We start from the raw sequence: 24,410 nt of genomic DNA, 5'->3' as shown, positions 1-24,410 counted from the left end.
CGTCTGGAGGAATGAATATGAAGCAGTACATTATTCGAAGACTGCTGCAACTCATCCCCACACTTATTGGCATATCCATTATCGTTTTTGCGATTTCAGCCATGGTGCCGGGTGATTATATTACAGCCAAGCAGAATCCGAATATGACCGCCGAAAAGGCACAGCAGCTACGACATATCTACGGGCTGGATAAGCCGGAATACCAACGTTATTTTATATGGGCCGGTAATATGTTAAAGGGAAATATGGGGGATTCATTACAGCATAAGCAGCCGGTAACCAAAGTTATTGGCAACTATGTATGGAACTCTTTTATTATCGCTTTTTTTAGTCTTATTTTTAGCTGGCTCATTGCAGTTGTTGCAGGGGTATTTTCAGCTAAGTTTCAATATTCCTTGTTCGATAAGTTTGTTACGTTATTCATTTTCTTATGTATGTCGCTGCCTTCATTTTTTATTGGTCTATTGGTCATCAAAATATTTGCTCTCGAATGGGGTATTCTTCCAGTTGGGGGGATGACTACAGCAGGCATGGAAGCAGGCTCGTGGGCGTATATGGTGGATATCCTCAAGCATATGTTCCTGCCGACACTCGTACTTACAATGCTAAGTACAGGAAGTCTGACTCGTTATTTCCGTACAGGTATGTTGGAGGTTATCCGTCAGGATTATATCCGCACCGCACGCGCCAAGGGCTTGAAGGAACGGACGGTTATTTTCAAACATGCACTGCGCAATGCGCTGATTCCAGCAATCACACTGCTTGGGTTCGAGCTTCCAGCCTTATTTGGTGGGGCAATGATCCTGGAAAAGGTGTTTGTATGGCCAGGTGTGGGGCAGGTTTATCTGGAGTCCATTAGTATGCGCGATTATCCGTTTATGTTGGGCTTCACCATTTTCCTAGCCGTTCTCACGCTCATAGGCAATCTACTTTCTGATGTATTGTATGGCATGGCAGATCCAAGAATTCGCTTGAAGTAGGAGGGATACTATTGTCCGCAGAAACAGTCACGATTGAAACGAATCAAAAGGCGGCGATCCGTCCTGAAGCGTCTCCATGGAGAATCGCCGTTCGCCGTTTTAATCAAAACCGCTTGGCTTTGGCAGGTCTCGTTATATTAATTCTGATGGTTATCATTTGTGCATTTGGTCCCATGATTTCACCTTATCATTTAGATGATTACAAGCTATCTGACAAAAACTTATCCCCTAATGCGAAGTACTGGCTCGGTACGGATAAGTTTGGTAGAGATATTTTACTGCGTACGATGCTGGCTGGCCGTATTTCTTTGACAGTGGGGCTGGTCGCCACGTTTATTTCGGTCATGATCGGGGCAACGTTGGGTGCGCTGGCAGGGTTTTATCGTAAAGGCGTGGATACGGTGATTATGCGGATTGCCGATATTTTTATGGCGCTGCCTACATTGCCGCTGCTTATTATTTTGGGTGCTGTTCTATCGGATTTGAAGGTTGATCCGTCGAATCGTATTTATTTTCTGATGCTTATTATCGGAATTTTGAGCTGGACGAGCTTGTCCCGTCTGGTCAGAGGACAGATTCTTACGCTGCGTGAACAGGAATTTATGCAGGCGACGGAAGCACTGGGGTTGAGAGACCGCCGAAAAATATTCCGACATCTGCTGCCGAACACGATTCCTACTATTATTGTTACGGCTACGCTTGGAGTGGCGGGGGCGATTATTACAGAATCTGCGCTCAGTTACTTGGGGATTGGTGTCGTACCGCCCACACCTTCGTGGGGAAATATGATATCGGCTGCGAATAACCTGATTGACTTCCGCAAACGCCCCTGGATATGGGTACCACCGGGAATGTGTATTCTGATCACGGTTGTAGCGATCAATCTGATTGGCGACGGTTTGCGTGATGCGCTGGACCCTAAAATGAAGAAGTAGGAGACGAACGTTTATGGAAAATGCTTTGATTGAATTTCGTAACCTGAAAACCCACTTTCATACCTCTAACGGAACTGTCAAAGCGGTCAATGACGTCAGTTTTAAAATTCGTGAGGGTGAAACGCTCTGTGTGGTAGGAGAATCTGGCTGCGGTAAGAGTGTAACCGCGATGACGATGATGCGATTGATTGACTCTCCCCACACCTCAGACGGACAAATCTGGTTTGAGGGCAAAGACCTCTTGAAACTCAATAAGGGTCAAATGCAGCAAATTCGCGGCAATGACATTTCGATTATTTTTCAGGAACCAATGTCTTCACTGAATCCGGTGCTTACGATTGGGGAACAGATTACGGAGCCGTTGCTGATGCATACATTAATGAGTAAAAAAGAGGCACGTGCTCGGGCAATTGAACTGATTAATTTGGTGGGCATTTCGCGACCGGAGGAAATATTCCAATCCTATCCTCATGAGCTGAGTGGAGGTATGCGCCAGCGGATTATGATTGCGATTGCTTTAAGCTGTAATCCGAAGCTGTTGATTGCGGATGAACCAACGACGGCACTGGATGTGACGATTCAGGCGCAGATTCTCGATTTAATGCGGGATTTGAAGGATAAGCTTAAAACGTCCATTATGCTGATTACACACGACTTGGGTGTCGTGGCAGAAATGGCCGATTATGTGGTCGTTATGTACGCTGGGAACGTTATTGAAGAAGCTCCTGTTATTGAGCTGTTTAAAAATCCGCAGCATCCGTATACCCAAGGACTGTTAAAGGCTAAACCTGTCATTAATCAGAAAATGGATCGGTTGTATTCTATCCCAGGACAGGTGCCAAACCCCATTGAACTGGGTGAAAATTGCCATTTTCATGATCGGTGTGCACATTGTATGCAAATATGCAAGGATCAGGCTCCTCCCTTGAATGAAAAGGAGAATGGCCATAAGGTTGCCTGCTGGTTATATGAGAAAGAAGGAGGACAACGGATATGAGCGAGCCTTTGATTCAAGTGGAAGGGCTGAAAAAGTATTTCCCGATCACAGGCGGAGTTTTTCAGCGTACGGTCGGACATGTCAAGGCGGTCGATGATGTATCTTTTCATATTCATAAGGGTGAGTCCTTTGGTCTGGTAGGAGAATCGGGCTGCGGTAAAAGTACGATTGGGCGTACGCTTCTCAGATTGATGGATAAAACAGAGGGATCAGTACTTTACAAGGGCGAAGACTTGCACGCGTTAAACAAGGAGCAGATTCGTGCGCTTCGTCCGAAGCTGCAAATTGTCTTCCAGGACCCTTTTAGTTCACTGAATCCGAGAATCAAGGTGGGTGAGGCGATTGGAGAGGCCTTGCTGGATCACGGATTGATTGACCGTAGTGAGTTGCGGCAGAAGGTCAACGAAACGCTTCACATTTGCGGGCTGTCCTCGTATCACTATGATCGTTATCCGCATGAGTTCTCTGGCGGTCAACGGCAACGGATCGGGATTGCGCGGGCCTTGATTTTGAATCCTGATTTTATTGTGGCTGACGAGCCGGTATCTGCTCTAGATGTATCGATTCAGGCCCAGATCATTAACTTGTTAAGCGATTTGCAGCAGGAACGCCAACTGACGTATCTGTTCATCTCGCATGATCTGAGTGTGGTCGAGCATCTGTGTAGCCGTATTGGCGTGATGTACCTGGGCTCAATGGTAGAGTTAGCCTCCAAGGAGCAGCTGTTCAGCAACCCGCTTCACCCGTACACCAAGGCGCTGCTATCAGCAGTACCGATTCCAGATCCGACGATCAAAAGACAGCGGATTGTATTAAAAGGGGACATCCCGTCTCCGGCTAATCCGCCGTCAGGTTGCAAGTTTCATACACGCTGTCCTATGGCGGAAGCGCGCTGTAAGACAGAGGCTCCGGTATATCGCGATGCAGGGGACCAGCATTTTGTGGCTTGTCATTTTGCCTAATACGACATATTTAAGCAGAAATATCCGCCGTCTTGTAACCATGGATTGGCGGATATTTTGTCGTGAAATAAAAAAAAGGTAAAAAAATTGTATCTTTTTTTTGAAAAATTGCAGACAAAATGGATTTTTCATCGTCTAATAAGATATGGAGGTTATTACGATGATGAAAAAACATTGGTTACGTTGGGCTATTGTCGTCCCTGTACTTATTATATTGATTTTTATTACACTTGGACCCCGCTTGTTGATCGGAAAGCCGAATGTGGATGCAGAGGCTGCAGTGCTGATGGACATGCATACTGGGGAATTGCTGATGGATGTAAATGGCGATAAGCCCATGCCCTCGGCAAATATGTCCAAGCTCATGACCGAGCTACTGATACTGGAGGATATTCGGACCGGACGGTTAGGCTGGAATGATGAGGTGCGAATTAGTCGTTATGCCAGTACGGTGGGTGGTGTTAATCTCTCTCTCCGGTATGGAGAAAGGATGACCGTGTCTGAACTGTTTCAGAGTATGGTGGTGTATTCAGCGAATGACGCTGCTGTGGCGCTGGCAGAGCGTTCGTCAGGCAATGAATCCGCTTTTGTAAAGCGTATGAACGAAAAGGCTGCCCAAATCGGGTTGTCGGCCGATAGTCGTTTTAGTAATGCCTCTGGGGCCGGTCAGAGCGAATTGGGACCGAACCATCCTAAGGATATTCGCGGAGAAACGAAAATGACAGCAAGCGACACTGCAAAGCTGGCTTCTTACTTGATTACGTCACATCCTGAGATTCTTAGAACATCCAGCCGTACGCAGATGGAGTTGAAGGATAAGGGCATTTATATCAGTAATACGAACTGGATGCTGCCTTCCTTAGCTGGACCGTACTCTTATGCAGGAACGGACGGATTGAAAGCAGGGTACACAAGCGATGCTGGATACTGCTTCACTGGTACAGCTGAGCAGCATGGCAAACGGTTAGTTGCTGTAGTGCTAGGTGCACCGAGCAAGGAAGAGCGTTTTGAGCAGACACGGAAGTTATTCGATTATGGTTTTTCTCTGTCTACCTCTTTCCCAGTGCGACTGCAAAATTTGGTGAAGCTGGCTCCGCATTAAAATAAAAGATAACTTTGAAAGCTACATAGGATACTTATATACATTAATGAGAGCTTTGACCGTGAGGGCAAGGCTCTTTTTGTCATGAATTTGAAGAACTGACCACGCCATGGCACTTTTGACAACAAGGTAGCAGACCTTTTATGCTTTGAGGGGAAGTTTCCGCTTCATGAGGGACCAATCCGGTTTAATGAAGAGATGGGATTTGTGGAGGAAAGAAGGAAGGAAGCTATGATGGAGAGAAGACATAAGAGAAAGACCCGTGGAAAGCCCAAGAAGAAAAAGAGGTTTACCGCTCTATATATTTCATGTATTGTCTTGCTTTTGTTTGCAGTGGGGGGCTATTTATTCCGCAAACAGCTGACGCTCGTGGCTTTTGACTGGTTTGTGTCACCGACGCTGGAAAGCAAGTTGGAGAAATCCTACCAGCCTCGTCAATCCAAGGAACAACAGCCCCAAGAGACCGTTGCTTACCAGAAGGAGCCTTTTTCGGTGTTATTACTGGGGACAGATCAACGGCCCAATGAAAAGGCACGTGGTCGTTCAGATACGGTGATATATGCTGCTGTACGGCCCGCAGAATCGCGTGTGCTCTTGATTTCTATCCCAAGGGATACGTATGTACAGATTGCCGGACATGATTCGAATCGAGATGGCGAGGATGATTTTGATAAGTTGGGGCATGCTTATGCGTTCGGAGGCGAGGATATGTCCATGGCCACCGTAGAGAAGCTGATGGAGCATAAGGTCGATTATTATGCTACGATTAATTTCCAGGGCATTCAGGATGCCGTAAATGCAGTGGGCGGAGTAGTACTTCCTATCGACCAGCCCATCGAGAATAAAAATCCGCTGCATATCAAGTTCCGTATTGAAGCGGGCAAGCCGCTTTATAATGGTGAAGAAGCCATGTATTATGTTAGGTATCGGGAAGATAGCGACTTCAACCGAACAAAACGCCAGCAAATTTTTTTGAATGCTATGGCAGATAGGCTGTTGAATATCGACGGAATCACCAAGATCCCAGAGCTGCTCGATATTATGGGAGCCAATTTCAAAACGGATATGGAGCCTTCCTTTATTACTGGGCTTGGCAAGCAAGCTATTTCACAAGGGAATCCACAAATTTCGAGTTTTACGATTACGGGGGAAGGGTTTAAAAAGAAGGGTCTGTACTATGACCGGGCTAATGAACAGGAGCTTGAAAATGCCAGACTTATGATTGCAAACTGGCTAGACTCTGATACAACCCCACAGACGCTGAGGCTTCCCGACAAGCAGGACATTCAGTGAGTAATCAATGGATTTATATTTGATTTTGAGGGGGATTCGTTTCTCATGAATATCGCTTTTTTCTTGCTTCCCAAACAAGAGGTCGCTTGTGTAACGGCAGATGCTACTTTACGGCAAACGTTGGAACGGATGGAATATCATCGGTTTACGGCGGTTCCTATTTTGGATAAGGAAGGTAGATATACAGGTACGGTTACAGAGGGCGACCTGTTGTGGCATATGAAGGAGTCTGAGGGGAAAATCACCTTTGAAAACGCTTCTAAGTTTATGCTTAAGGACGTTCCGCTGCGGGTTTCGATGAAACCCGTATCCATTGATGCCAATATGGAGGATCTGATTAATTTGGCAAAGGTACAAAACTTTGTGCCTGTTGTGGATGATATGGAACGGTTTATCGGCATTGTACGCCGCAGCCAAATTATTGAGTATTGTGAGAAATTTGTGTCCAAGGAATCGCTTAATACGTCATCTTAAGATTGCGTATGGCTGTGAATAAATGGCTTGCAGGAGCAGAATGCAGCAGCAAGGCTGCCCAGAGGATTGCTGTTATTTATGGGGTAACGATGTCGGCAAAGGCTTATAATAAGTAGTAGAGCTGCTCTGAAAATGACTATTTACCCTATGGGGTAACAGTTATTTTCAGAATAGGTTATGCTATAATGGAGAATAAAGCTTTTTCAGAGGGGTGTGACTCTTCATCATATGCCTAAAGAAATGGATGTAGTTAAACGAGCCAAGGTTATTGAATGGCTTAAAACAGAGGTCCTTGACCAAGTCTCCCGTCTGTTTAAGGCGATGTGGGAAGGCAGTACAGTCCGCATTGGTGATTGTTTGGCCAGCCTGATGATGAGCAGTTATATTCTGGGAAGGCGTCTTGGGGTGTCTTACCGTGAATTGGATGATCTACTCATCGACAAGCTAAGAAAGCACAGAAAAGAAGGACACCAGCTGGAGGATTGGTATCAGGACATTTCCGCACTGGAAGAACATATGCGTAAGAGGTGAAAACGTTGAAATTCCGCTTGGCCACTGTAGCATGGAGCATTATTTATTTGCTTCTGCTGCTGACTCTATTGACACCATTTAGAATTATTACTGTATTTTTCTTGATTGTGCCTGGCGCTGTATTGTTTTCATCGCTGCCTTTCAAAGGATTTCTAGTTCACGTCATACCGGTGCTTTTAATTATAGCGCTACTCGATGTGTATTCGCTGCTTCCTGCGATTTACTTTTTAATTCCTTCTATATTGATGGGACGGGTATATAAAAAGGGAGGCCCTGCTTTTCAGGCGCTGATGACCGGAACAGGCATTATTTTAGCCGAGTTGTTGTTTGTACTGTTTATCGCTACGTATTCCTTCGGGTTTGATCTTTCACAGTCCCTTCGCGATCAGGCTGAAATGTCAGCTAATGTAGTACAGCAAATTTTGAGTGCGAATCCGATGTTTGCGAATATGAACTGGACAGCAGAAGATACGCAGAAACTTGGTACAATGCTGATTGGTAAGGTTCCATATGTGATGATCGTCAGCTCGTTCATACTGGCAGTGATCACACATGCTTTGGCGCGCCCTGCATTGAGCAGTCTCGATGTACCGGTACGTAAAATGAAGCCCGCCCGCGAGTGGATGCTACCACGCACGCTGATCTGGTACTATCTGCTGGCGATTGTAATTGGATGGATAGCAGATTCTTCCGATAGCAGCTGGATTCAAACGGTTTCCATTAGTATGCTACCGCTAATCCATGCATGCTTTATTATCCAGACAATTGGTTTTGTATACTTCTGGACGCATAGCCGTAAAATGAGCCCGGTGATTGCGTTGCTGCTGTCGCTCGTCGTTCTGGTGTTCCAGCCGCTCCGCATTATAGGTATTATTGATTTGGCCTTTCCGCTGCGTGAAGCTATTACAAGATCAAAGAAATAGGGTGAACAGTCATGCCTAAATTTCTACAAAAACGCTGGCACGGCTATCAGACGGTCTGGGCGTTTTTATTGCTGCTGGTGCTTGTCATATGTATTTCCATGTATAACTGGGAACTGGGTGTGATAGGACTGCTGCTATCATTCTTGCTCGGCGGACTGATGCTGAAGACGGAGCTGGATTTTCGTCGGGAACTGAATCAATATATCAGTGGCCTTTCCTTCCGGATCAAACGGGTGGAGGGAGAAGCGATCAGCACACTGCCGTTCGGTATCATTTTATACAGTGAAAATCGAACGGTAGAATGGCACAATCGTTTTGCCAGTGAGATGTTTGAGGAGCAATCTTTGATTGGAGAGCCCCTTCAAGATTTGTTTCCTCAACTCGCAAACGCTCTAAGCACTAAAAAGGAAACGAAAGAGCCTGCTCGTGAACTAAAGGTGGAACTACAGCATGATGAACGTCATTATCAGTTTCTAATCGTGCCTGATGAGCGTTTGATATATTTGTATGAAGTGACGGAGCTTGCGGTACTGCGTAAGCAGTACGAAAACGAGCGGTTAGCGCTTGGTATCGTTATGCTCGATAATATGGACGAGGCCGCTCAGGGAATGGACGATCAGCAACGCACCGCGCTTATTGCGAAAGTTTCCAGCGAGATTACGTCTTGGGCTAATCAGTACAATATTTATTTGCGCCGGTTGTCATCTGAGCGTTATCTTATTATGCTGAATCATAAAGCACTTCAAGAACTGGAGCAAAGTCGATTCGTCATTCTGGATACCGTAAGGGAAATGACCGCGGATTTGAAAGTACCGATGACATTGAGCATTGGCTTGTCTTTCGGCGCAGAGAGTATCAAGGAGTTGGGCGAGCTGGCTCAATCCAGTCTAGATATGGCGCTTGGACGTGGGGGAGATCAGGCAGCAGTGAAAGCGGGACAGCGTCTTTCTTTTTACGGAGGCAAGTCCAATGCTGTCGAGAAGCGTACTAGGGTGCGAGCCCGAGTCATTGCGCATGCGCTACGTGATCTGATGCAGGAGAGCGACCGTGTGCTGATCATGGGACACAAAATACCAGACATGGACGCAATTGGAGCGGCTATCGGTGTGTGGAAGGCTGCGGCGCTTTACAATGTAGAGGCACATATCGTACTGGATAAATCCAATCCGTCTATTGACCGAATGATGGAGCAGGTAAACAAGGATGAGAAGCTGTCGCAGGCACTCATGACACCGGAGCAGTCGCTTCAGATGATGACTGAGCACAGCTTGCTGGTGGTGGTGGATACACACAAGGCCTCAATGACGATTGAGCCGCGTCTGGTGCAGACGGCCAGCCGGGTGGTGGTTGTGGATCATCATCGTCGGGGCGAGGAATTTATTAATGATTCTGTTCTGATCTATTTGGAGCCATATGCGTCATCGGCCTGTGAGCTGGTGACCGAGCTGCTGCAATATATTCATGAGAAGGTCCAGCTGACACCGCTGGAGGCGACATCACTGCTGGCGGGGATTACGGTGGATACCAAGCATTTCTCCCTGCATACAGGCTCACGCACGTTCGAAGCAGCAGGCTTCTTAAGACGTAGTGGAGCAGATACAGTGATGATCCAGCGCATGTTAAAAGAGGACCTGGATGAATATATTGCTAAGGCGGAAATTATTAAGCATGCTAAAATGATATACGGGCATATCGCAATTGCGGTGACCGAGCCCGGACAAAAAATACCGCAGCTCCTGATTGCTCAGGTGGCGGATTCATTACTCAATATGACGGATGTACTGGCCTCCTTTGTGGTCAGTGAACGTCCTGACGGCCTGGTGGGGATCAGCGCCCGTTCACTCGGACGCATGAACGTACAGGTCGTCATGGAACGGCTAGGCGGCGGAGGACATCTGACGAACGCAGCGGTTCAGCTGGATTGCTCGCTGGAGGAAGCTAAGCGCAGAGTGGTCGACGTACTGGCCGAAATCGATGGGGAAGAGGGGTTATTTGAATGAAGGTAATATTCATTAAAGATATGAAGGGCCAAGGTAAGAAGGGGCAAGTTAAGGAAGTATCCGACGGTTATGCAGCGAATTTTCTGTTACCGCGTGGTATTGCTCGTCCAGCAACGGAAGGAAATATGAAGACGCTGGAAAACCAAAATGCTGCTGAGGAAAAACGCAAGCAAGAGGAAAAGGAAGAGGCACAAGTACTCGGCAAAAAGCTGGAAGAGACTACAATTCAGCTCAAAGCAAAGGCTGGAGAAGGCGGACGTCTGTTCGGCGCGATTACAAGCAAGCAAATCGCAGAGGCTGTTGCTAAAACAGGTATCAAGCTGGACAAACGCAAAATCGAGCTGGAAGAACCGATTCGTACGTTGGGCGTGACTCAAATGACCGTCAAGCTTCATCCTGAGGTCAAAGCTACGCTGAAAGTACAGGTGACTGAAGAATAATTATGGGCGGCGAATTTTTTGATCGGATTCCTCCGCAAAATCTGGAGGCTGAACAGGCGGTTATCGGGTCTATTTTGCTTCAGTCTGAAGCACTGATTACCGCAATGGAGCGGGTGCAGACCGAGGACTTTTACGATAAAGCTCATCAGATGATTTACGAAGCAATGATTGAGCTGGGTGAATCCGGGCAGCCGATTGACTTGGTTACGCTGACCTCGAAAATTCAAGACAAAGGTCAGCTAGAGGATATCGGTGGTGTCAGTTATCTGGCGAAGCTGGCTCACGGGGTGCCGACAGCGGCTAACGTGGATTACTATGCCCAGATCATTGAAGAAAAAGCGATGCTTCGTCGCTTGATTCGTGCAGCTACGCAAATTGTGAGTGAAGGCTATAGCAACGGCGAGGATGTGGCCGGAATGCTGAGCGATGCCGAGCGCAAGATTATGGAAATCTCCAATGGTCGCTCTGGCAGTGGTTTTATCGCCATCCGCGATGTCGTGATGGAAGTGTTCGACCGCGTTGAATTGCTGCATCAGAACAAGGGCAACACAACCGGAATTCCATCCGGATTCGTTGACCTGGACAAGATGACGGCAGGTTTCCAGCGCAATGACCTGATCATTGTGGCTGCTCGTCCATCTGTAGGTAAAACAGCATTCGCTCTGAATATTGCACAAAACGTTGCAGTACGGGCAAAGGAGACAGTTGCCATCTTCAGTCTGGAAATGTCGGCGGCTCAGCTCGTGCAGCGGATGATCTGTGCCGAAGCTAACCTGGACGCGAATGTCATGCGGACAGGTGAATTTAAAGGCGACGAAGATTGGGCGAAGCTTACGATGGGCATTGCAGCCTTGTCGGAGGCAGAAATCTATATCGATGATACGCCCGGTGTCACCGTGGCTGATATTCGTGCCAAGTGCCGCCGTCTCAAGACGGAAAAGGGACTGGGCATGATCGTTATTGACTACTTGCAGCTCATTCACGGACGCGGCAAAGCGGGCGAGAACCGGCAGCAGGAGGTATCCGAAATTTCACGGACATTGAAACAAATCGCCCGTGAGCTTGAAGTGCCTGTAATTGCCCTTTCCCAGCTGAGCCGGGGCGTGGAGCAGCGTCAAGATAAGCGGCCAATGATGAGTGACTTGCGGGAATCGGGTTCCATTGAGCAGGATGCTGACATCGTTGCGTTTCTGTACCGGGATGATTATTACAATCAGGAAACAGAAAAGAAAAATATTATTGAGATTATCATTGCCAAGCAGCGTAACGGCCCGGTCGGTACGGTAGAGTTGGTATTTCTCAAAAATTATAATAAATTCGCTAATTACGAGCGTGCCCATTCAGATGCGTTCGCCGGTTAATATATTAGTATGATTAGAAAAGGCTCTTTCGACGCGGATATCGCGATTTCGAGAGAGCCTTTTTTATAGAATTTATATATTTTCATAGAACGATTGAAACTCTCAATTACGAACAATACTATTTTCATGTAATATAATGTTCGTTTTTTATTTGACTTTAAAAAATGGTACTGGTACACTTATAGTGCTGCTTCAACGCAGTGGGGAGATCATTACGCCCGGGACTTTCCGAACTTGTGGAATGTCTGCGACGGACGTTTTTTCCTGCTGTCCGAGAACGCTCCATATTTGCCCGCTGAGGCGGTTGAAGCCAGATATGCGTTAGCGCGTCAGCTCAAAATCAGAGTGTCTGTGGGCACTCCACGGAGGAATGAAACATGTCAACTGTAGTCGTTGTGGGGACACAATGGGGAGACGAAGGCAAAGGTAAAATTACGGACTATCTGGCGGAAAGCGCCGAAGTAGTGGCCCGTTACCAAGGCGGAAACAATGCTGGTCATACGATTCTCATTGACGGTAAAAAGTATAAGCTGAGCCTGATTCCATCCGGCGTTTTTTATGAAGATAAAAAGTGTGTTATTGGCAACGGCATGGTAGTGAATCCAGCCGCTCTTATTGAAGAAATTACTTATATTCATGATAATGGATTTTCCACGAAAAATTTGGTCATTAGTGACCGCGCACATGTCATTATGCCTTACCATATGACGCTGGATGTGCTGGAAGAAGACCGCAAGGGTCCTAACAAAATTGGTACCACCCGTAAAGGGATCGGTCCTGCTTATATGGATAAAGCTGCACGTAACGGTATTCGTATTGCTGATTTGATGGATGCAGAGGAGTTCGAGAAAAAGCTGCGCCATCTGACGAAGGAAAAGAATCAAGTGATTGAACAAGTATACGGCGGCGAGCCGTTGGATGTTGAAGAAATATTGAAGCAGTATCTGGAGTATGCTGAGTTTATCCGTCCTTATGTAGCTGATACGTCTGTAGTGCTGAATGATGCGATCGACGCTAATCGTAAAGTGTTGTTTGAAGGTGCGCAAGGCGTTATGCTCGATATCGACCAAGGTACGTATCCATACGTTACGTCCTCTAACCCATCGGCTGGTGGCGTATGTATCGGTTCTGGTGTAGGCCCATCCAAGATTCAACAAGTGATCGGTGTAGCCAAATCGTACACAACTCGTGTAGGGGATGGACCTTTCCCAACGGAACTACACGATGAAATCGGCGATTACATTCGCGAAACAGGCCATGAGTACGGTACGGTTACAGGTCGTCCTCGCCGCGTAGGCTGGTTTGACAGCGTCGTTGTACGCCATGCCCGTCGTGTTAGTGGATTAACGGGTCTTTCCCTGAACTCGCTGGACGTATTGACAGGTCTGAAAACAGTCAAAATCTGTACAGGCTACAAATATCGTGGTGAGATCATTACGCATTACCCAGCAAGTCTGAAAATGCTGGCAGAGTGCGAAGCGGTGTACGAAGAAATGCCGGGCTGGAGCGAAGACATTACGGGTGTGAAAACACTGGAGGAACTGCCTGAGACTACCCGTCATTATGTACAACGCGTATCTGAGTTGACTGGCATTCCAATTGCTATCTTCTCGGTTGGCCGTAACCGTGATCAAACAAACCAAGTGCTTCCGATTTATTTGTAAAATAAAATGCTATTCATACACGTTCAAGGAGAGAGGGCTATTAAAGCCCTCTCTTTTTTTATTGTTGAAGTGTAAATCCGTATTTTCACACTTTACATAATCTTATCTTCCCTGTCGATTTGTGATAACAAACCCTCTCTATAATCCAAAATGAAAAGAGATTCGGACGTCTAGACGTCTTGAGAGGGATGAATTATGAACTGGTATCTTCGCTCACTCGGCACACGCAAAATTGTGGAATTCATCGTGCTTGTCATTTTCGTCATTTTTTTCTTGGGGCCTCTGACCAATCTGCTCCTGTTGGCCGTCTCGGGCAAATGGCAATATCCTGCACCACTCCCGCAGAGCTTGTCCCTGGAATGGTGGAAGTTTGTACTTACCCAGGATGATGTGCTCAGTTCGATTTCCCTATCCTTCCTGATTGCTATTACCGTTACAGTCTGCTCGATTATTGTGTGTGTTCCTGCCGCTTATGCCTTTGCGCGGATTTCCTTTCCACTCAGTAAGTGGTTTCTGTTTTCCTTCTTGCTTACACATGCCTTTCCGAAGATGGGTTTGTATGTGTCCATCGCCGTATTGTTTTACCAGTTTGGGCTGATGAACACCTTTGCAGGCATTGTGCTCATCCACATGGTGAACACGCTCATGTATATGACCTGGATTCCATCCTCTGCATTCCGCAGTGTACATCGCGCCCAGGAGGAGTCAGCTAGGGATGCCGGAGCCGGCCCCTTTCGGGTGTTCTGGAAAATCACCTTTCCTATGGCACTGCCCGGCATTGTGGTTGCTTCCATCTTTACCTTTCTGGCTTCACTGGACGAGGCACAGGGGACGCTGCTGGTCGGCACACCAGATTATAAAACGATGCCAGTCATCATGTATTCGATCATTGCCGATTATCCGAGCACGACGGGGGCGGTGTTCTCGGTCATTCTTACGCTGCCCACGATTATTCTGCTTTTGGCCGCCAAGCGGTTTGTAAGTGCGGATGTACTGGCAGGCGGATTTCAGGTGAAATAACGTAATTGGTTAAAAGAGGAGTTTGCAAAAATCCTGAAAAAGGAGCCTAAGCTAATGCCTATTCAACTATCCATTCAAGAGTTAACCAAACGTTTCAAGACAGGAGACGGAGTCAAAGGCATTTCACTTGACGTGATGAAGGGAGAACTGGTGACCTTACTCGGGCCGTCCGGCTGTGGCAAAACAACCGTGCTTCGCTCGATTGGCGGTTTCCTGGAGCCGGATGGCGGTGATATCCAGATTCAAGGCAAAAGCGTACTGAAGCTCCCTCCCGAAAAGCGTCCGACAGCCATGGTGTTCCAAAGCTATAATCTGTGGCCGCATATGACGGTGTATGACAATCTGGCCTTCGGTTTGAAAATCCGCAAGGTGAAAAAGGCGGAAATCGACTGCCAGGTCAAGGAAGCGCTGGCACTGGTGCGACTGGAAACGGCGGAACGCAAAACGCCCGGCCAGCTCTCAGGTGGCCAGCAGCAGCGGGTAGCGCTCGCCCGTGCCTTGCTGCTAAAGCCGGATGTCTTGCTGCTGGACGAGCCGTTCTCCGCACTTGATGCCAAACTGCGGATGGAGATGCGAGAAGAGCTACGCGACATCCAGATGCGGACGGGGATGACTATGGTGTTTGTCACCCACGATCAGGAGGAGGCACTGTCGATTTCCGACCGGATTGTGGTTATGAATGCAGGCCGGATTGAGCAGCTGTCGACGCCGCAGGAGATTTACGACAATCCGCAATCGCTGTTTGTAGCTGGATTTATTGGGCGTATCAACTTATTAAGGGGGGTGAGCAAAGGTCGCAGTGTTTCCGTGAATGGAGTATCCTTTCCGCAAGAGCATGAATATACAGGTGAATCCATGGTAGGTGTAAGACCGGAGGATATTGTTCTGACGAATGAAGATGGTTCTTCGCTTTCTGGGACAATCCGACAGGTGATGGTACTTGGGCATTATGCCGAGGTGTCGCTGGACAGCGGGAGGGATCATCTGAAAATGTTCGTGCCGCGTGACCGGGCTGCAGAGCTGCGCAGTGGAGAGCAGATTAGATTCAGCTTCAATAAAATTATTACTTTTCCAGCAGCACAGTGAATGTGTACCTTCAATCTTCTACATCGTTTCAATGTCAATCCATCATGAACGCATCAGCTAGCGGTATTGCGAACTTGTGCAAACATCTAAAGGAGGAAACAACGTGTTTGGGAAAAAGAAGATGAGTCTGATTTTGGCTGGGGTACTCAGTCTGTCATTATTGGCCGGATGTGGGAACAGTGGCAAGGCCGCAACCACGACAGGAGAGGCCAAGGACACGAAAGCAGGGGCAGCTGCGGGCACGACGGAGATCTCTTTGTACACTGGCGGATCTTTGAACGTCAAAGAGTTGTGGGAAACGTTAATTCAAGATTTTGAGGCTAAAAACGATCATATCAAGGTGAAGCTGGTGTATCTGCCAGCTGGAACGGGGGGAGCATCTACGCTGGATCGTCTGATTGCAGCCAAAAAGAGCGGACAAACCGATGTAGATATCGATCTGTATGAGGGCAGTCTGGACGACATCACCAGAGGCGTAGGCGAACAACTGTGGGACACGATGGATACCAAGAAGGTTCCGAACCTAGCCAATGTGGATGAAACCTATCTAAAGCAAGTGAATAACCAGGCTATTCCATACCGGGCATCCTCGGTAGTGCTCGCCTACAATAGCGCAAAGGTGGCTACGCCTCCAAAAACAGCAGACGAGCTATATACGTGGATTCGTCAGCATCCCGGCAAGTTTGCTTATAATGATCCGTCCACGGGTGGGTCAGGGAGTTCATTTGTAAATACCGTCATCTATAACTTTCTTCCGCCAGAGGCCATGAACAGTAACGATCCGGCTAATATGAAAAAATGGGATCAAGGTTTCTCGCTGCTCAAGGAACTGGGGCCTTCTATGTATCAGAAGGGTGTGTACCCGAAGAAGAATCAGGGTACGCTTGATATTTTGGCAAGCGGAGAGGTGGATATGATTCCAGCATGGTCCGACATGGCCTTGGAGCAATTGGCAAAAGGGCTGCTGCCTGACACGATCAAGCTGACACAGATTGATCCTGCTTTTACAGGCGGTCCGTCCTATCTGATGGTTCCTTCTCTTTCCTCCAAGAAGGAAGCGACACAAGAGTTCCTGAACTATGTGCTGACACCAGACGCGCAGAAGGTTGTGATCAATAAAATGTATGGCTATCCGGGGATCAAGTGGAGTCTGATGCCAAAAGAATTGCAAGAGAAGTTCAATAGTGTATCTTCAGGCTACCGCAGCTTCAACAGCGGCGAGCTCCAGCAGGAGATCTATAAGCGCTGGCAAAGTGAAGTCGCAGGCGGCTAATCATGAGTTCATCTACTAAAAGAGGGATGTTGGGGCTTGCCCTAGTCATCCCGTCTTTTCTCATTTTGCTGATGGTCGTCATTATTCCTATTCTCTATGCCGTGAAGGAGAGCTTGATTGATCAGCATGGAACCGGCTACGGCCTGGCGAACTATATTCGGCTGTTTACGGAGCCTGCCATGCGCAAAAACATCATATATACGATCAATGTGACGCTAGTCTCGACCGCTCTTACACTGATTATCAGCTATGCCTTGGCGATTTACCTGAGATTTGGCAAAGGGATCGTCGTGAAATGGATAGGCCGATTGTATTTTATTCCAATGTTTGTTCCCGGTGTAATTGCAACGTATGCGATTATTACAATGTATGGAAATCACGGCTGGGCTGCACGTCTTTTGCTTCCCCTCGGCATGGAGACGATTCCAAGAATTATTTATGACTACAAAGGGCTGGTGCTGGCCAATTTGTGGTTCAACATCCCGTTCGCCACCATGCTGCTCAGCTCAGCGCTTGCCAGCATTCCGAACGCTGTGATTGAAAGCGCCAAAGATGCAGGAGCCAGCACACTCCAGCTGTTTGGACGCTTTATTTTACCCCTTTCCTACAAAACGATGTGGGTTGCGGTGACCTTTATCTTTATGGGGATCATGGGGAGCTTTACAGCTCCGTTCCTGATTGGTGCCAACTCGCCGCAGGTATTGGGTGTAGCCATGCAGCAGGTATTTTCCAGCTTCCAGGAAACACATACGGCAAGTGCAATGGCTGTGTTTATGTTTTTACTGTGTTCTTTTATGGGCTACTTTTATATTCGAACCATGGTAAAAGATGCGGATGTGGGCTAGGGTGCCGCTATACACTAAGGAGGTTACAAGGATGAACAGCCAAGCAGAAGTGCAGATGACCGGGTTCCGCGGGGAATTACAGGAAAAAGATCTGCTGGATTGCGGATATCGGATTGCCTTACACAAGGCCGAGGTCGAGCTTAGCACAGGAAACGGATTCCGATTTATGTTTTCCATGCCGGAGGACGGATTCGCAGAGCTCGATCTGCTGGCTCGATCGGAGAGCGACTGGGCTGCGACTGACCGGGAATCAGCCTTCGTGCGCCTCTACCTGAACGATGTCTATAATCAGGACGTTATTTTGTATTATGGCAGTAGTTTGGGTGTATACACTCGTTTGTTGGGGTATCTGAAGGAAGGCGAATATGAAGTGTATGCGGAATTCCGCGAATTGGAGTCTGCTCCGCTGGTGTCCAGAGCATGGATCGATGGGGTCGAGCTGCGCTGTGTGGCTGATTCATCGGCCAGATCGCTTATCTATCGCCACACTCCTCTTCTGTATGGCCGCAATCTGTCCCATCCTTATGAAAATCGTTTCACGGATACGCCGCTGGTTTTGTTTTATTCGGTGGCAGAGGAGGAAAAGCGGACGATCATCGAATATCAGATGATGTTCAGCCATGAAGATGAAGGAACGCCAGCCCCCTTGTTAATGAGCAAGTGGGGAAGAACAACAGATATTGAATGGATGTATCGTGTTGAGTTGGATGCTGATGGAAGCGTGTTGAGTGCTGTTTTTCAAGGCCCTCATCATATAACCACTGCCTTTCAGGGAAGCTATGATTTGGGAGGACACCCCATTCTTCAATCAGCGACGACCAATGGAAACTTTACCGATCATATTACGTCAGGCTACCGTTTTATGCTGACACCATCCTTCCAGTGGAAGCCAGAGGAAGAGCCGCGCGAGGCGGTCATGAGCCGTTTTCCTTTTGCCTATCAGGTCACACAGTGGGAAATGGAACGTCAACAGGAGCTGGAAATGCCAGCGCTTGCGTCATCCCTAGCGCTTGCTCCTCAGCGAAGCTATGTCTTTATCCAGACCTCCAAGTACCCTGTGCTTGGTACCGAAGGCGGACGTGCTTTGGCATCCAGACCTGGCTTTAATCGACGTGAAGAGGATGCTTGTGTCGATATTCAGCTTCGCCTGCATGGCTCCGATCAGTGGTATTCATCATGCCATTATGATCTGAGATTCGGGGATTTTAGAGCCGCCTATGAAGGGGCAGAATCATTCTTTTCCACAACGGTCAAGCTATCGGGAGAGCCTGCACTGGATGATATAGCGGAAATCAGAGCAGTGCTGCTGGAAGGTGGTGCCGATCGTATACAGGTAGCGGGGTTGTATGCTTTTATGCTGAGCGAGAATTATTTGCCGCAGCAGCCTGGGATTCGTACAGATCGGGTAATTGAGCTGACGAGGGATACCCCAACAGGTATTCTATGGACAGCGGCAGATGAGGCGGGATCTGTAGCTCACGCTGATGATTCCCAGGCAGGCAAGGATGAACAGATATGAGCAAGCTGCTGCATGTGGAAGGAACGGTTGATCGTTCCTGTACCCAGAGCCATATTACGTATTCTTTTCATATTTCACAGCAGCCAGAAATCATTCACATTCAGTTTTCGTACACTCCCAAGCTGCTGGAGGATCAGGAGCAGGCTCGAACAATAATTGAAGAAAGCATGAGCCGATACGGATACGATGAGCCGGGGCATACGGAGGAAGCGTGGAAGAAGTATACGCCATTGCAAAATTTATTAACGCTGTCTGTTGATGATCCTGTTCGCCATCGGGGCAATGCGCATCGACCCGAGATGCAACAGGAGCATCAATTGGGTTGTTCTGCGGCTTCGCCGGGATTTGTCGCCGGAGACAACCCCGCGGGAATGTGGAAGATAACCGTCAGTCTGCACGCGGTTGTAACAGAGTCGCTGACATACAGCATTCAGGTATGGGGGGAGGATGCTGTACATGGTTAAATGGATTTCGGCGGAGCTTCATACCCATACGCTTCATAGTGACGGCAAGCAAACACTGGAGGAGCTGGCCCAAAGCGCAGCCCATCTCGGGCTTGAATGCATCGCTATGACAGATCATAATACCCAGTCGGCACTTGTCGATCAAGAGCGGGTGCAACAGCAGTACGGTGTTCCAATCATTCCAGGGATGGAATGGACAACCTTTTACGGACATATGCTGACGCTTGGGGTAGACCGTTTTATCGACTGGCGTGTGTTGGGGCCGGATGATATCCACGAGGGGATTCGAAGGGTACATGAGCAGGGGGGAATTGCAGGAATTGCCCATCCGTTCAGGATCGGAAGTCCAATCTGCACAGGATGTTTTTGGGAGTACACCATTCAGGACTGGCATGAGATCGATTATATTGAGGTATGGTCAACGCTCATGCCGTCGATTAAGCGTGACAGCCAGCGGGCATTTGCGATGTGGACCGATCTGCTGAACCAGGGATATCGCATCACGGCGGTGAGTGGTCGGGACTGGCATGTATCCAAACCAGACGATGCCCTGCCAGCTGTCACCTATCTGGGTGTGCAGGAGGAAGCAGGCGAGCTAGACACCTTGGCAAACCGGGCTGTTGAGGCCATCCGCAACGGCTCTGTATCGGTTACGCTGGGACCGTTACTGACAATGCAGGCACAGGTGAAAGGGAAGGACAGACGCTATAAGATTGGAGAAGCTATAGAGTCGATGGTGGAAGAAGATTCACTGTCGGTGACGATACAGTTGGATGTAGAGACCAGAGCAGCCTACTATCGTCTGGAGCCGCAGAGCCTTCGGCTGCTGCTGACCAGCCATCAGGGCACATGCTCTGAAATCCACATTCCTGCACAATCAGGAGAATATACAATAACGCTGCAAGACCTAGCAGAAAAGGGCTGGATACGAGCCGAGCTGTATGGCTGTATGGAATACTGCGTGACCATGATTGCTTTTACGAATCCGATTTATATTGTTTGAATGTTAGGCCATTATGATAGAAAGGCTGGGCTTGGACGGTGTCGACCAAACAAGAGAGCGTGAAGTTGCTCATAGAAGAATATATTCAGGTTAACCAGATTGGTCCGGGTGACCAGCTGCCTTCGGAAGCCGTGCTTTCTCAATCGTTCCGAGTATCGCGCACGACGCTACGTGGAGCTATCCGGCAGTTGGAATCGGAGGGAAAGCTGCTGGTGAAGCACGGGAGTGGTACGTTTGCCACCCGCCCGCTTCCCAGCATTCCCAGTTCATTGGATCGCCTATACAGCATTGGGGATATGATTCGCTCGGCGGGGCTTCGGGAGGATGAGCAGTTAAAATCCATCCAGAGAATTTCGGCGTGCCCACCGGATATTGCGCAGCAAATGGAGCTTTCCGAGCATGAGCCGATGATTGTACTAGAGCGTACGCGTACCGCGGACGGAGAGGCGGTAGCACACTCTATTAACTGGATGCCGGAAAGATTAGCGAGTCCTATTGTGGAGGAAGGGTCTTTTTCGGGGTCTTTATTTCAGAGCCTGGAGCTTCAGGCTGGGGTACGAATTGTAGGGGCATATTCAGAGCTGACCGTTCCAGACGCTCATGATGCTCATGCCACACGTCTGCTTCAGCAATCGCAGGCTACGGTGCTACTGCTCAAGCAGCTTCATTACGATGAGCTGAACCGACAGGTGCTGTATTCACTGGATTACGTCCGCAATGATATTTTCCGTTTTTGGGTGCGCCGTACGCGCTGATCCACTGCCAGAATGCATCTACCATTCAATCGTGCTAGTTTTACATATTCCAAGGGTTAAAAATCGTCATATCTCGTCAATACTGGTCTATATGCACTTCATGATGTACACATGGCAAGATGCGTATAAGGAGGTAACGGGATATGAGGTGGCTTGGATGGCTGCTCAAAAAAGGAATGACGGTGGTGCTGGTGAGCGCGCTAACACTGGCTGTAACAGGTGTAGTCGTGAATGCTTATGTTCAATCGCTGCTGCGGCAATTTAACATTCAGCTCGATCAACAGCCGATATGGGGACTTGGTTGGCTCAATGGAAGCACAGGCGCAAATAAAAGCACGGAAACAGGGAAGAGCAAGACGACAGGGAGCGACTCTGGAAGCGCAACCCCTCCCGATCATGCTTTGCCTGTCATGGGACAGGACCTAGAAGAAAGCGGAAGTAAGATAGGTAGTGCACCCAATGACAAGGGATCTCAGGAGGGGTCCACCTCGGCGAGGACACCAGGCAGCGAGTCGCAGCAGGCAGGTGGTACAGCTACACCCGAAACGAGTATCGAAGGTCATGATTTGGTTATTACGCCTGATCATTTGACGGAGAAGAAGAACAATTTGCCGGCGGACCAGAAGCAGGAGATTTTTACGATTCTGATGAGTAAACTGCCGCCAGAAGAGATGCAGAAAATATCAGCCGCGATGGAAGGCGGTCTCACCGAGCAGGAGCTTCAAGATATTCAGCAGGTGCTAGCGAAGTATTTGACCAAGGAGGAATATAACAAACTGATGGGTATGCTTAAATAATATCGATGAATGTATGGGCAATGTTAATGCTCAAAATAGGACTGTGGAATCCGCGCCGGGCGCGGATTTTTTTGCGTGCAAGGAAGTAATTGGGGTGTAGTTGAATTCTTTGTAAAAGCTATGTTAAAGTAAACTGTGTTGTGAAAAGGTTAAATTTTTGAAACCTTTTACGTAACTATGCAATGATAGATAGCGACTATTATCATAGAAAAGCCTGCAAAATGGCTACTTTTATCGTGTGAAAAAGACAATAATGAACGCATTTATAGAGATAGGGTATGCTGAAAAGGAGAGAACCATGGAGGTTTCTAAGGGGAAGTTATCACCAGACCACGGGAATGGAAATTCAAGTGTTGAAGGCAATTCTGCTGGCAAAGCAGGGAAAATAGCAGCATGGTGGAGCGGACGGAAAAGATGGTTGAGTTGGACGGCAGGCGGCATTGTGATTGTTGGCGGTCTTATTTTTGCTAGCAATCAGTACGTTGGAGCCAATACAGTTCCTTATTATAAAGTATATGTTAAAGGCGTTGAGGTCGGCAGTATCCTGAATGAACAACAGCTTAAGCAGCTATACACAACGAAGAGCAAACAGTATAAAGACAAGTATCCTGACGTGCAAATGGTGCTCAATACGAGCGCGGTAACGACGAGCACGGAAAAGGCATATAAGGCAGATATCGATAGTGCAGCCACGCTGAAGAAGCTGGACGGCATGCTGACTGCCTATGCCAAAGGAGTAGAAATGAAGGTCAACGGACAGACGGTTGGCATTGTAAAGGATAAAGCGACTGCACAAGCGGCTTTAAAGCAAGTGCAGAAGAAATACACACCTGCGGGTGAAGGTACGGCGACAGGCATCAAGGGGCTGGTTCGCAAAACATCCGTGGGGAGTAGCCATGCCAGCGCCAGCACTAAGGCCCCTAAAGCTTGGCTGGAGTCTGCCAGTATCCGTGAAAAGATTGCCTATGAACCGGTAAAAGCAGATCCGAACAAGGTGCTGACGGAGGCAGAAGCGGTTAAGGTACTGACCGAGGGGCGTGAAGCTCCTACAACCTATACGGTGCAAGAAGGCGATTCTTTGTCGTCGATTGCTACGAAGTTCGATACGACGGCTTGGGAGATTAAGCAGAACAATCCCGGTCTGCGTGAGTTGTACTTGCAAATTGGGGACGAGTTAAAGGTCACGGCTCCCAAGGTTCCTGTCACCGTACGAACGGTAGAAAAGGTCGTCGAGCAGATTGCCATCGAGCCTGAGGTGGAGATTCGACAGAGTGATGAATTAAAGGCAGGAGCTACGAAAGTCGTCAGACCTGGACAAGCTGGTCTTAAAGAGATGGACTATCGTCTGACCAAAGAGAACGGTGAAGTTATACAAGAGGAATGGCTCGGTCAAAAGGTGCTGCAACCGTCTGTTACCGAGGTGGTCCTGAGAGGAACGAAAGTCGAGGGAGAAGGCTCGGGTCAATTTGCTTGGCCGACTGCGGGTGCGATCATGACGAGCAGCTTCGGAGGACGCTGGGGACGTATGCATGAAGGTGTTGACTTGGTCGGCAACCATTCGATTCAAGCTTCAGATGATGGCGTCGTCACATTTGCCGGTCAGCAGAATGGTTATGGTAATGTCATTATGATTGATCATCGCAATGGCTATCAAACGGTATACGGGCATTTGAACAGTATTGGTGTTCATGTGGGACAGGTTGTTCAGCAAGGTGAAGCGATTGGTATCATGGGAAGCACTGGACGCTCCACAGGCACACATGTTCACTTTGAGATTCGCAAAAATAATACGCCACAAAATCCAATGACGTATTTAAGATAGATTGGATGTTTAAATCGAGAGTTATGTGATTCGATGAGGATCAAGGAGAAAGACCATGTTTTCTGCATGCTTAACAGCCAGGTGCAGGCATGGTTTTTTCTGCGTAAAGAAAAGGGTCTGGAAAAGTAATGGAATAGCGTACGGGTATGATAGAATAGAATAAG

Annotated in this window: 23 protein-coding genes; all 23 read left to right on the top strand. The window is 48.1% G+C overall.

Annotated elements, in window-relative coordinates; all coding sequences use genetic code 11:
* The first annotated feature begins 17 nt into the window (after positions 1 to 17).
* The 23 genes from ABEW32_RS03160 to ABEW32_RS03050 all read left to right on the top strand — a co-directional run bounded on the left by ABEW32_RS03160 (position 18) and on the right by ABEW32_RS03050 (position 24,246).
* Entirely contained in the window at positions 18 to 980 is a 963-nt protein-coding gene (locus tag ABEW32_RS03160) for an ABC transporter permease (RefSeq protein WP_430184618.1), read from the top strand.
* 11 nt (positions 981 to 991) lie between these two features.
* Positions 992 to 1,915 (top strand): oligopeptide ABC transporter permease, encoded by a 924-nt coding sequence (opp4C, locus tag ABEW32_RS03155; RefSeq protein WP_430184616.1) that lies wholly within the window; start codon positions 992 to 994, stop codon positions 1,913 to 1,915.
* A 13-nt stretch (positions 1,916 to 1,928) separates the two neighbouring features.
* Complete coding sequence (locus ABEW32_RS03150; RefSeq protein ID WP_430184614.1) at positions 1,929 to 2,912, top strand: ABC transporter ATP-binding protein; 984 nt, start codon at positions 1,929 to 1,931, stop codon at positions 2,910 to 2,912.
* On the top strand, positions 2,909 to 3,874 hold the full coding sequence (locus ABEW32_RS03145; RefSeq protein WP_430184612.1) for an ABC transporter ATP-binding protein: 966 nt from the start codon (positions 2,909 to 2,911) through the stop codon (positions 3,872 to 3,874). The genes ABEW32_RS03150 and ABEW32_RS03145 overlap by 4 nt, the downstream gene beginning before the upstream one ends.
* Before the next feature lie 160 nt (positions 3,875 to 4,034).
* A complete protein-coding gene (locus tag ABEW32_RS03140; RefSeq protein WP_430184610.1) occupies positions 4,035 to 4,976 on the top strand; it encodes a D-alanyl-D-alanine carboxypeptidase family protein in 942 nt (313 codons plus the stop codon).
* A gap of 231 nt (positions 4,977 to 5,207) precedes the next feature.
* Positions 5,208 to 6,269: an LCP family protein gene (locus ABEW32_RS03135; protein WP_430184608.1), complete on the top strand. Its 1,062-nt coding sequence runs from the start codon at positions 5,208 to 5,210 to the stop codon at positions 6,267 to 6,269.
* Between the two features lie 45 nt (positions 6,270 to 6,314).
* Positions 6,315 to 6,743, top strand: coding sequence for a CBS domain-containing protein (locus ABEW32_RS03130; RefSeq protein ID WP_013373897.1), 429 nt, complete (start codon positions 6,315 to 6,317; stop codon positions 6,741 to 6,743).
* A gap of 228 nt (positions 6,744 to 6,971) precedes the next feature.
* Positions 6,972 to 7,274: a MazG-like family protein gene (locus ABEW32_RS03125; protein ID WP_430184605.1), complete on the top strand. Its 303-nt coding sequence runs from the start codon at positions 6,972 to 6,974 to the stop codon at positions 7,272 to 7,274.
* Positions 7,275 to 7,279: 5 nt separating this feature from the next.
* The gene (locus ABEW32_RS03120; RefSeq protein ID WP_430184603.1) at positions 7,280 to 8,197 is read left to right on the top strand and encodes a DUF2232 domain-containing protein; all 918 of its coding nucleotides are present in this window, start codon (positions 7,280 to 7,282) and stop codon (positions 8,195 to 8,197) included.
* Positions 8,198 to 8,208: 11 nt separating this feature from the next.
* Positions 8,209 to 10,197, top strand: coding sequence for a DHH family phosphoesterase (locus tag ABEW32_RS03115; protein ID WP_430184601.1), 1,989 nt, complete (start codon positions 8,209 to 8,211; stop codon positions 10,195 to 10,197).
* Positions 10,194 to 10,637: a 50S ribosomal protein L9 gene (gene rplI, locus ABEW32_RS03110; RefSeq protein WP_016822463.1), complete on the top strand. Its 444-nt coding sequence runs from the start codon at positions 10,194 to 10,196 to the stop codon at positions 10,635 to 10,637. Before ABEW32_RS03115 ends, rplI begins: the two co-directional genes overlap by 4 nt.
* Positions 10,638 to 10,639: 2 nt before the next feature.
* Positions 10,640 to 11,998: a replicative DNA helicase gene (dnaB, locus tag ABEW32_RS03105; protein ID WP_430184599.1), complete on the top strand. Its 1,359-nt coding sequence runs from the start codon at positions 10,640 to 10,642 to the stop codon at positions 11,996 to 11,998.
* A 377-nt stretch (positions 11,999 to 12,375) separates the two neighbouring features.
* A complete protein-coding gene (locus tag ABEW32_RS03100) occupies positions 12,376 to 13,662 on the top strand; it encodes an adenylosuccinate synthase (RefSeq protein WP_430184597.1) in 1,287 nt (428 codons plus the stop codon).
* 195 nt (positions 13,663 to 13,857) lie between these two features.
* Positions 13,858 to 14,682 (top strand): ABC transporter permease, encoded by an 825-nt coding sequence (locus ABEW32_RS03095; protein ID WP_068505271.1) that lies wholly within the window; start codon positions 13,858 to 13,860, stop codon positions 14,680 to 14,682.
* Positions 14,683 to 14,736: 54 nt separating this feature from the next.
* Positions 14,737 to 15,768 (top strand): ABC transporter ATP-binding protein, encoded by a 1,032-nt coding sequence (locus ABEW32_RS03090; RefSeq protein WP_430184595.1) that lies wholly within the window; start codon positions 14,737 to 14,739, stop codon positions 15,766 to 15,768.
* A 103-nt stretch (positions 15,769 to 15,871) separates the two neighbouring features.
* On the top strand, positions 15,872 to 17,041 hold the full coding sequence (locus ABEW32_RS03085) for an extracellular solute-binding protein (RefSeq protein ID WP_430184593.1): 1,170 nt from the start codon (positions 15,872 to 15,874) through the stop codon (positions 17,039 to 17,041).
* 2 nt (positions 17,042 to 17,043) lie between these two features.
* On the top strand, positions 17,044 to 17,886 hold the full coding sequence (locus ABEW32_RS03080) for an ABC transporter permease (RefSeq protein ID WP_430184591.1): 843 nt from the start codon (positions 17,044 to 17,046) through the stop codon (positions 17,884 to 17,886).
* A 31-nt stretch (positions 17,887 to 17,917) separates the two neighbouring features.
* Positions 17,918 to 19,405, top strand: coding sequence for a hypothetical protein (locus ABEW32_RS03075; protein WP_430184589.1), 1,488 nt, complete (start codon positions 17,918 to 17,920; stop codon positions 19,403 to 19,405).
* Positions 19,402 to 19,869 (top strand): hypothetical protein, encoded by a 468-nt coding sequence (locus ABEW32_RS03070; RefSeq protein WP_430184587.1) that lies wholly within the window; start codon positions 19,402 to 19,404, stop codon positions 19,867 to 19,869. The genes ABEW32_RS03075 and ABEW32_RS03070 overlap by 4 nt, the downstream gene beginning before the upstream one ends.
* A complete protein-coding gene (locus ABEW32_RS03065) occupies positions 19,862 to 20,872 on the top strand; it encodes a CehA/McbA family metallohydrolase (protein WP_430184585.1) in 1,011 nt (336 codons plus the stop codon). The genes ABEW32_RS03070 and ABEW32_RS03065 overlap by 8 nt, the downstream gene beginning before the upstream one ends.
* Before the next feature lie 59 nt (positions 20,873 to 20,931).
* A complete protein-coding gene (locus ABEW32_RS03060; RefSeq protein ID WP_430184583.1) occupies positions 20,932 to 21,627 on the top strand; it encodes a GntR family transcriptional regulator in 696 nt (231 codons plus the stop codon).
* A gap of 143 nt (positions 21,628 to 21,770) precedes the next feature.
* The gene (locus ABEW32_RS03055) at positions 21,771 to 22,424 is read left to right on the top strand and encodes a hypothetical protein (protein ID WP_430184581.1); all 654 of its coding nucleotides are present in this window, start codon (positions 21,771 to 21,773) and stop codon (positions 22,422 to 22,424) included.
* A 298-nt stretch (positions 22,425 to 22,722) separates the two neighbouring features.
* Positions 22,723 to 24,246, top strand: coding sequence for a peptidoglycan DD-metalloendopeptidase family protein (locus tag ABEW32_RS03050; RefSeq protein WP_430184579.1), 1,524 nt, complete (start codon positions 22,723 to 22,725; stop codon positions 24,244 to 24,246).
* The last annotated feature ends 164 nt before the right edge of the window (positions 24,247 to 24,410 follow it).

The organism is Paenibacillus jamilae, assembly GCF_050482105.1.
In the GTDB taxonomy this organism is placed as follows: domain Bacteria; phylum Bacillota; class Bacilli; order Paenibacillales; family Paenibacillaceae; genus Paenibacillus; species Paenibacillus jamilae_B.
The sequence above is the reverse complement of the archived record's forward strand: the minus strand, read 5'-3'. Positions and strand labels throughout refer to the sequence as shown.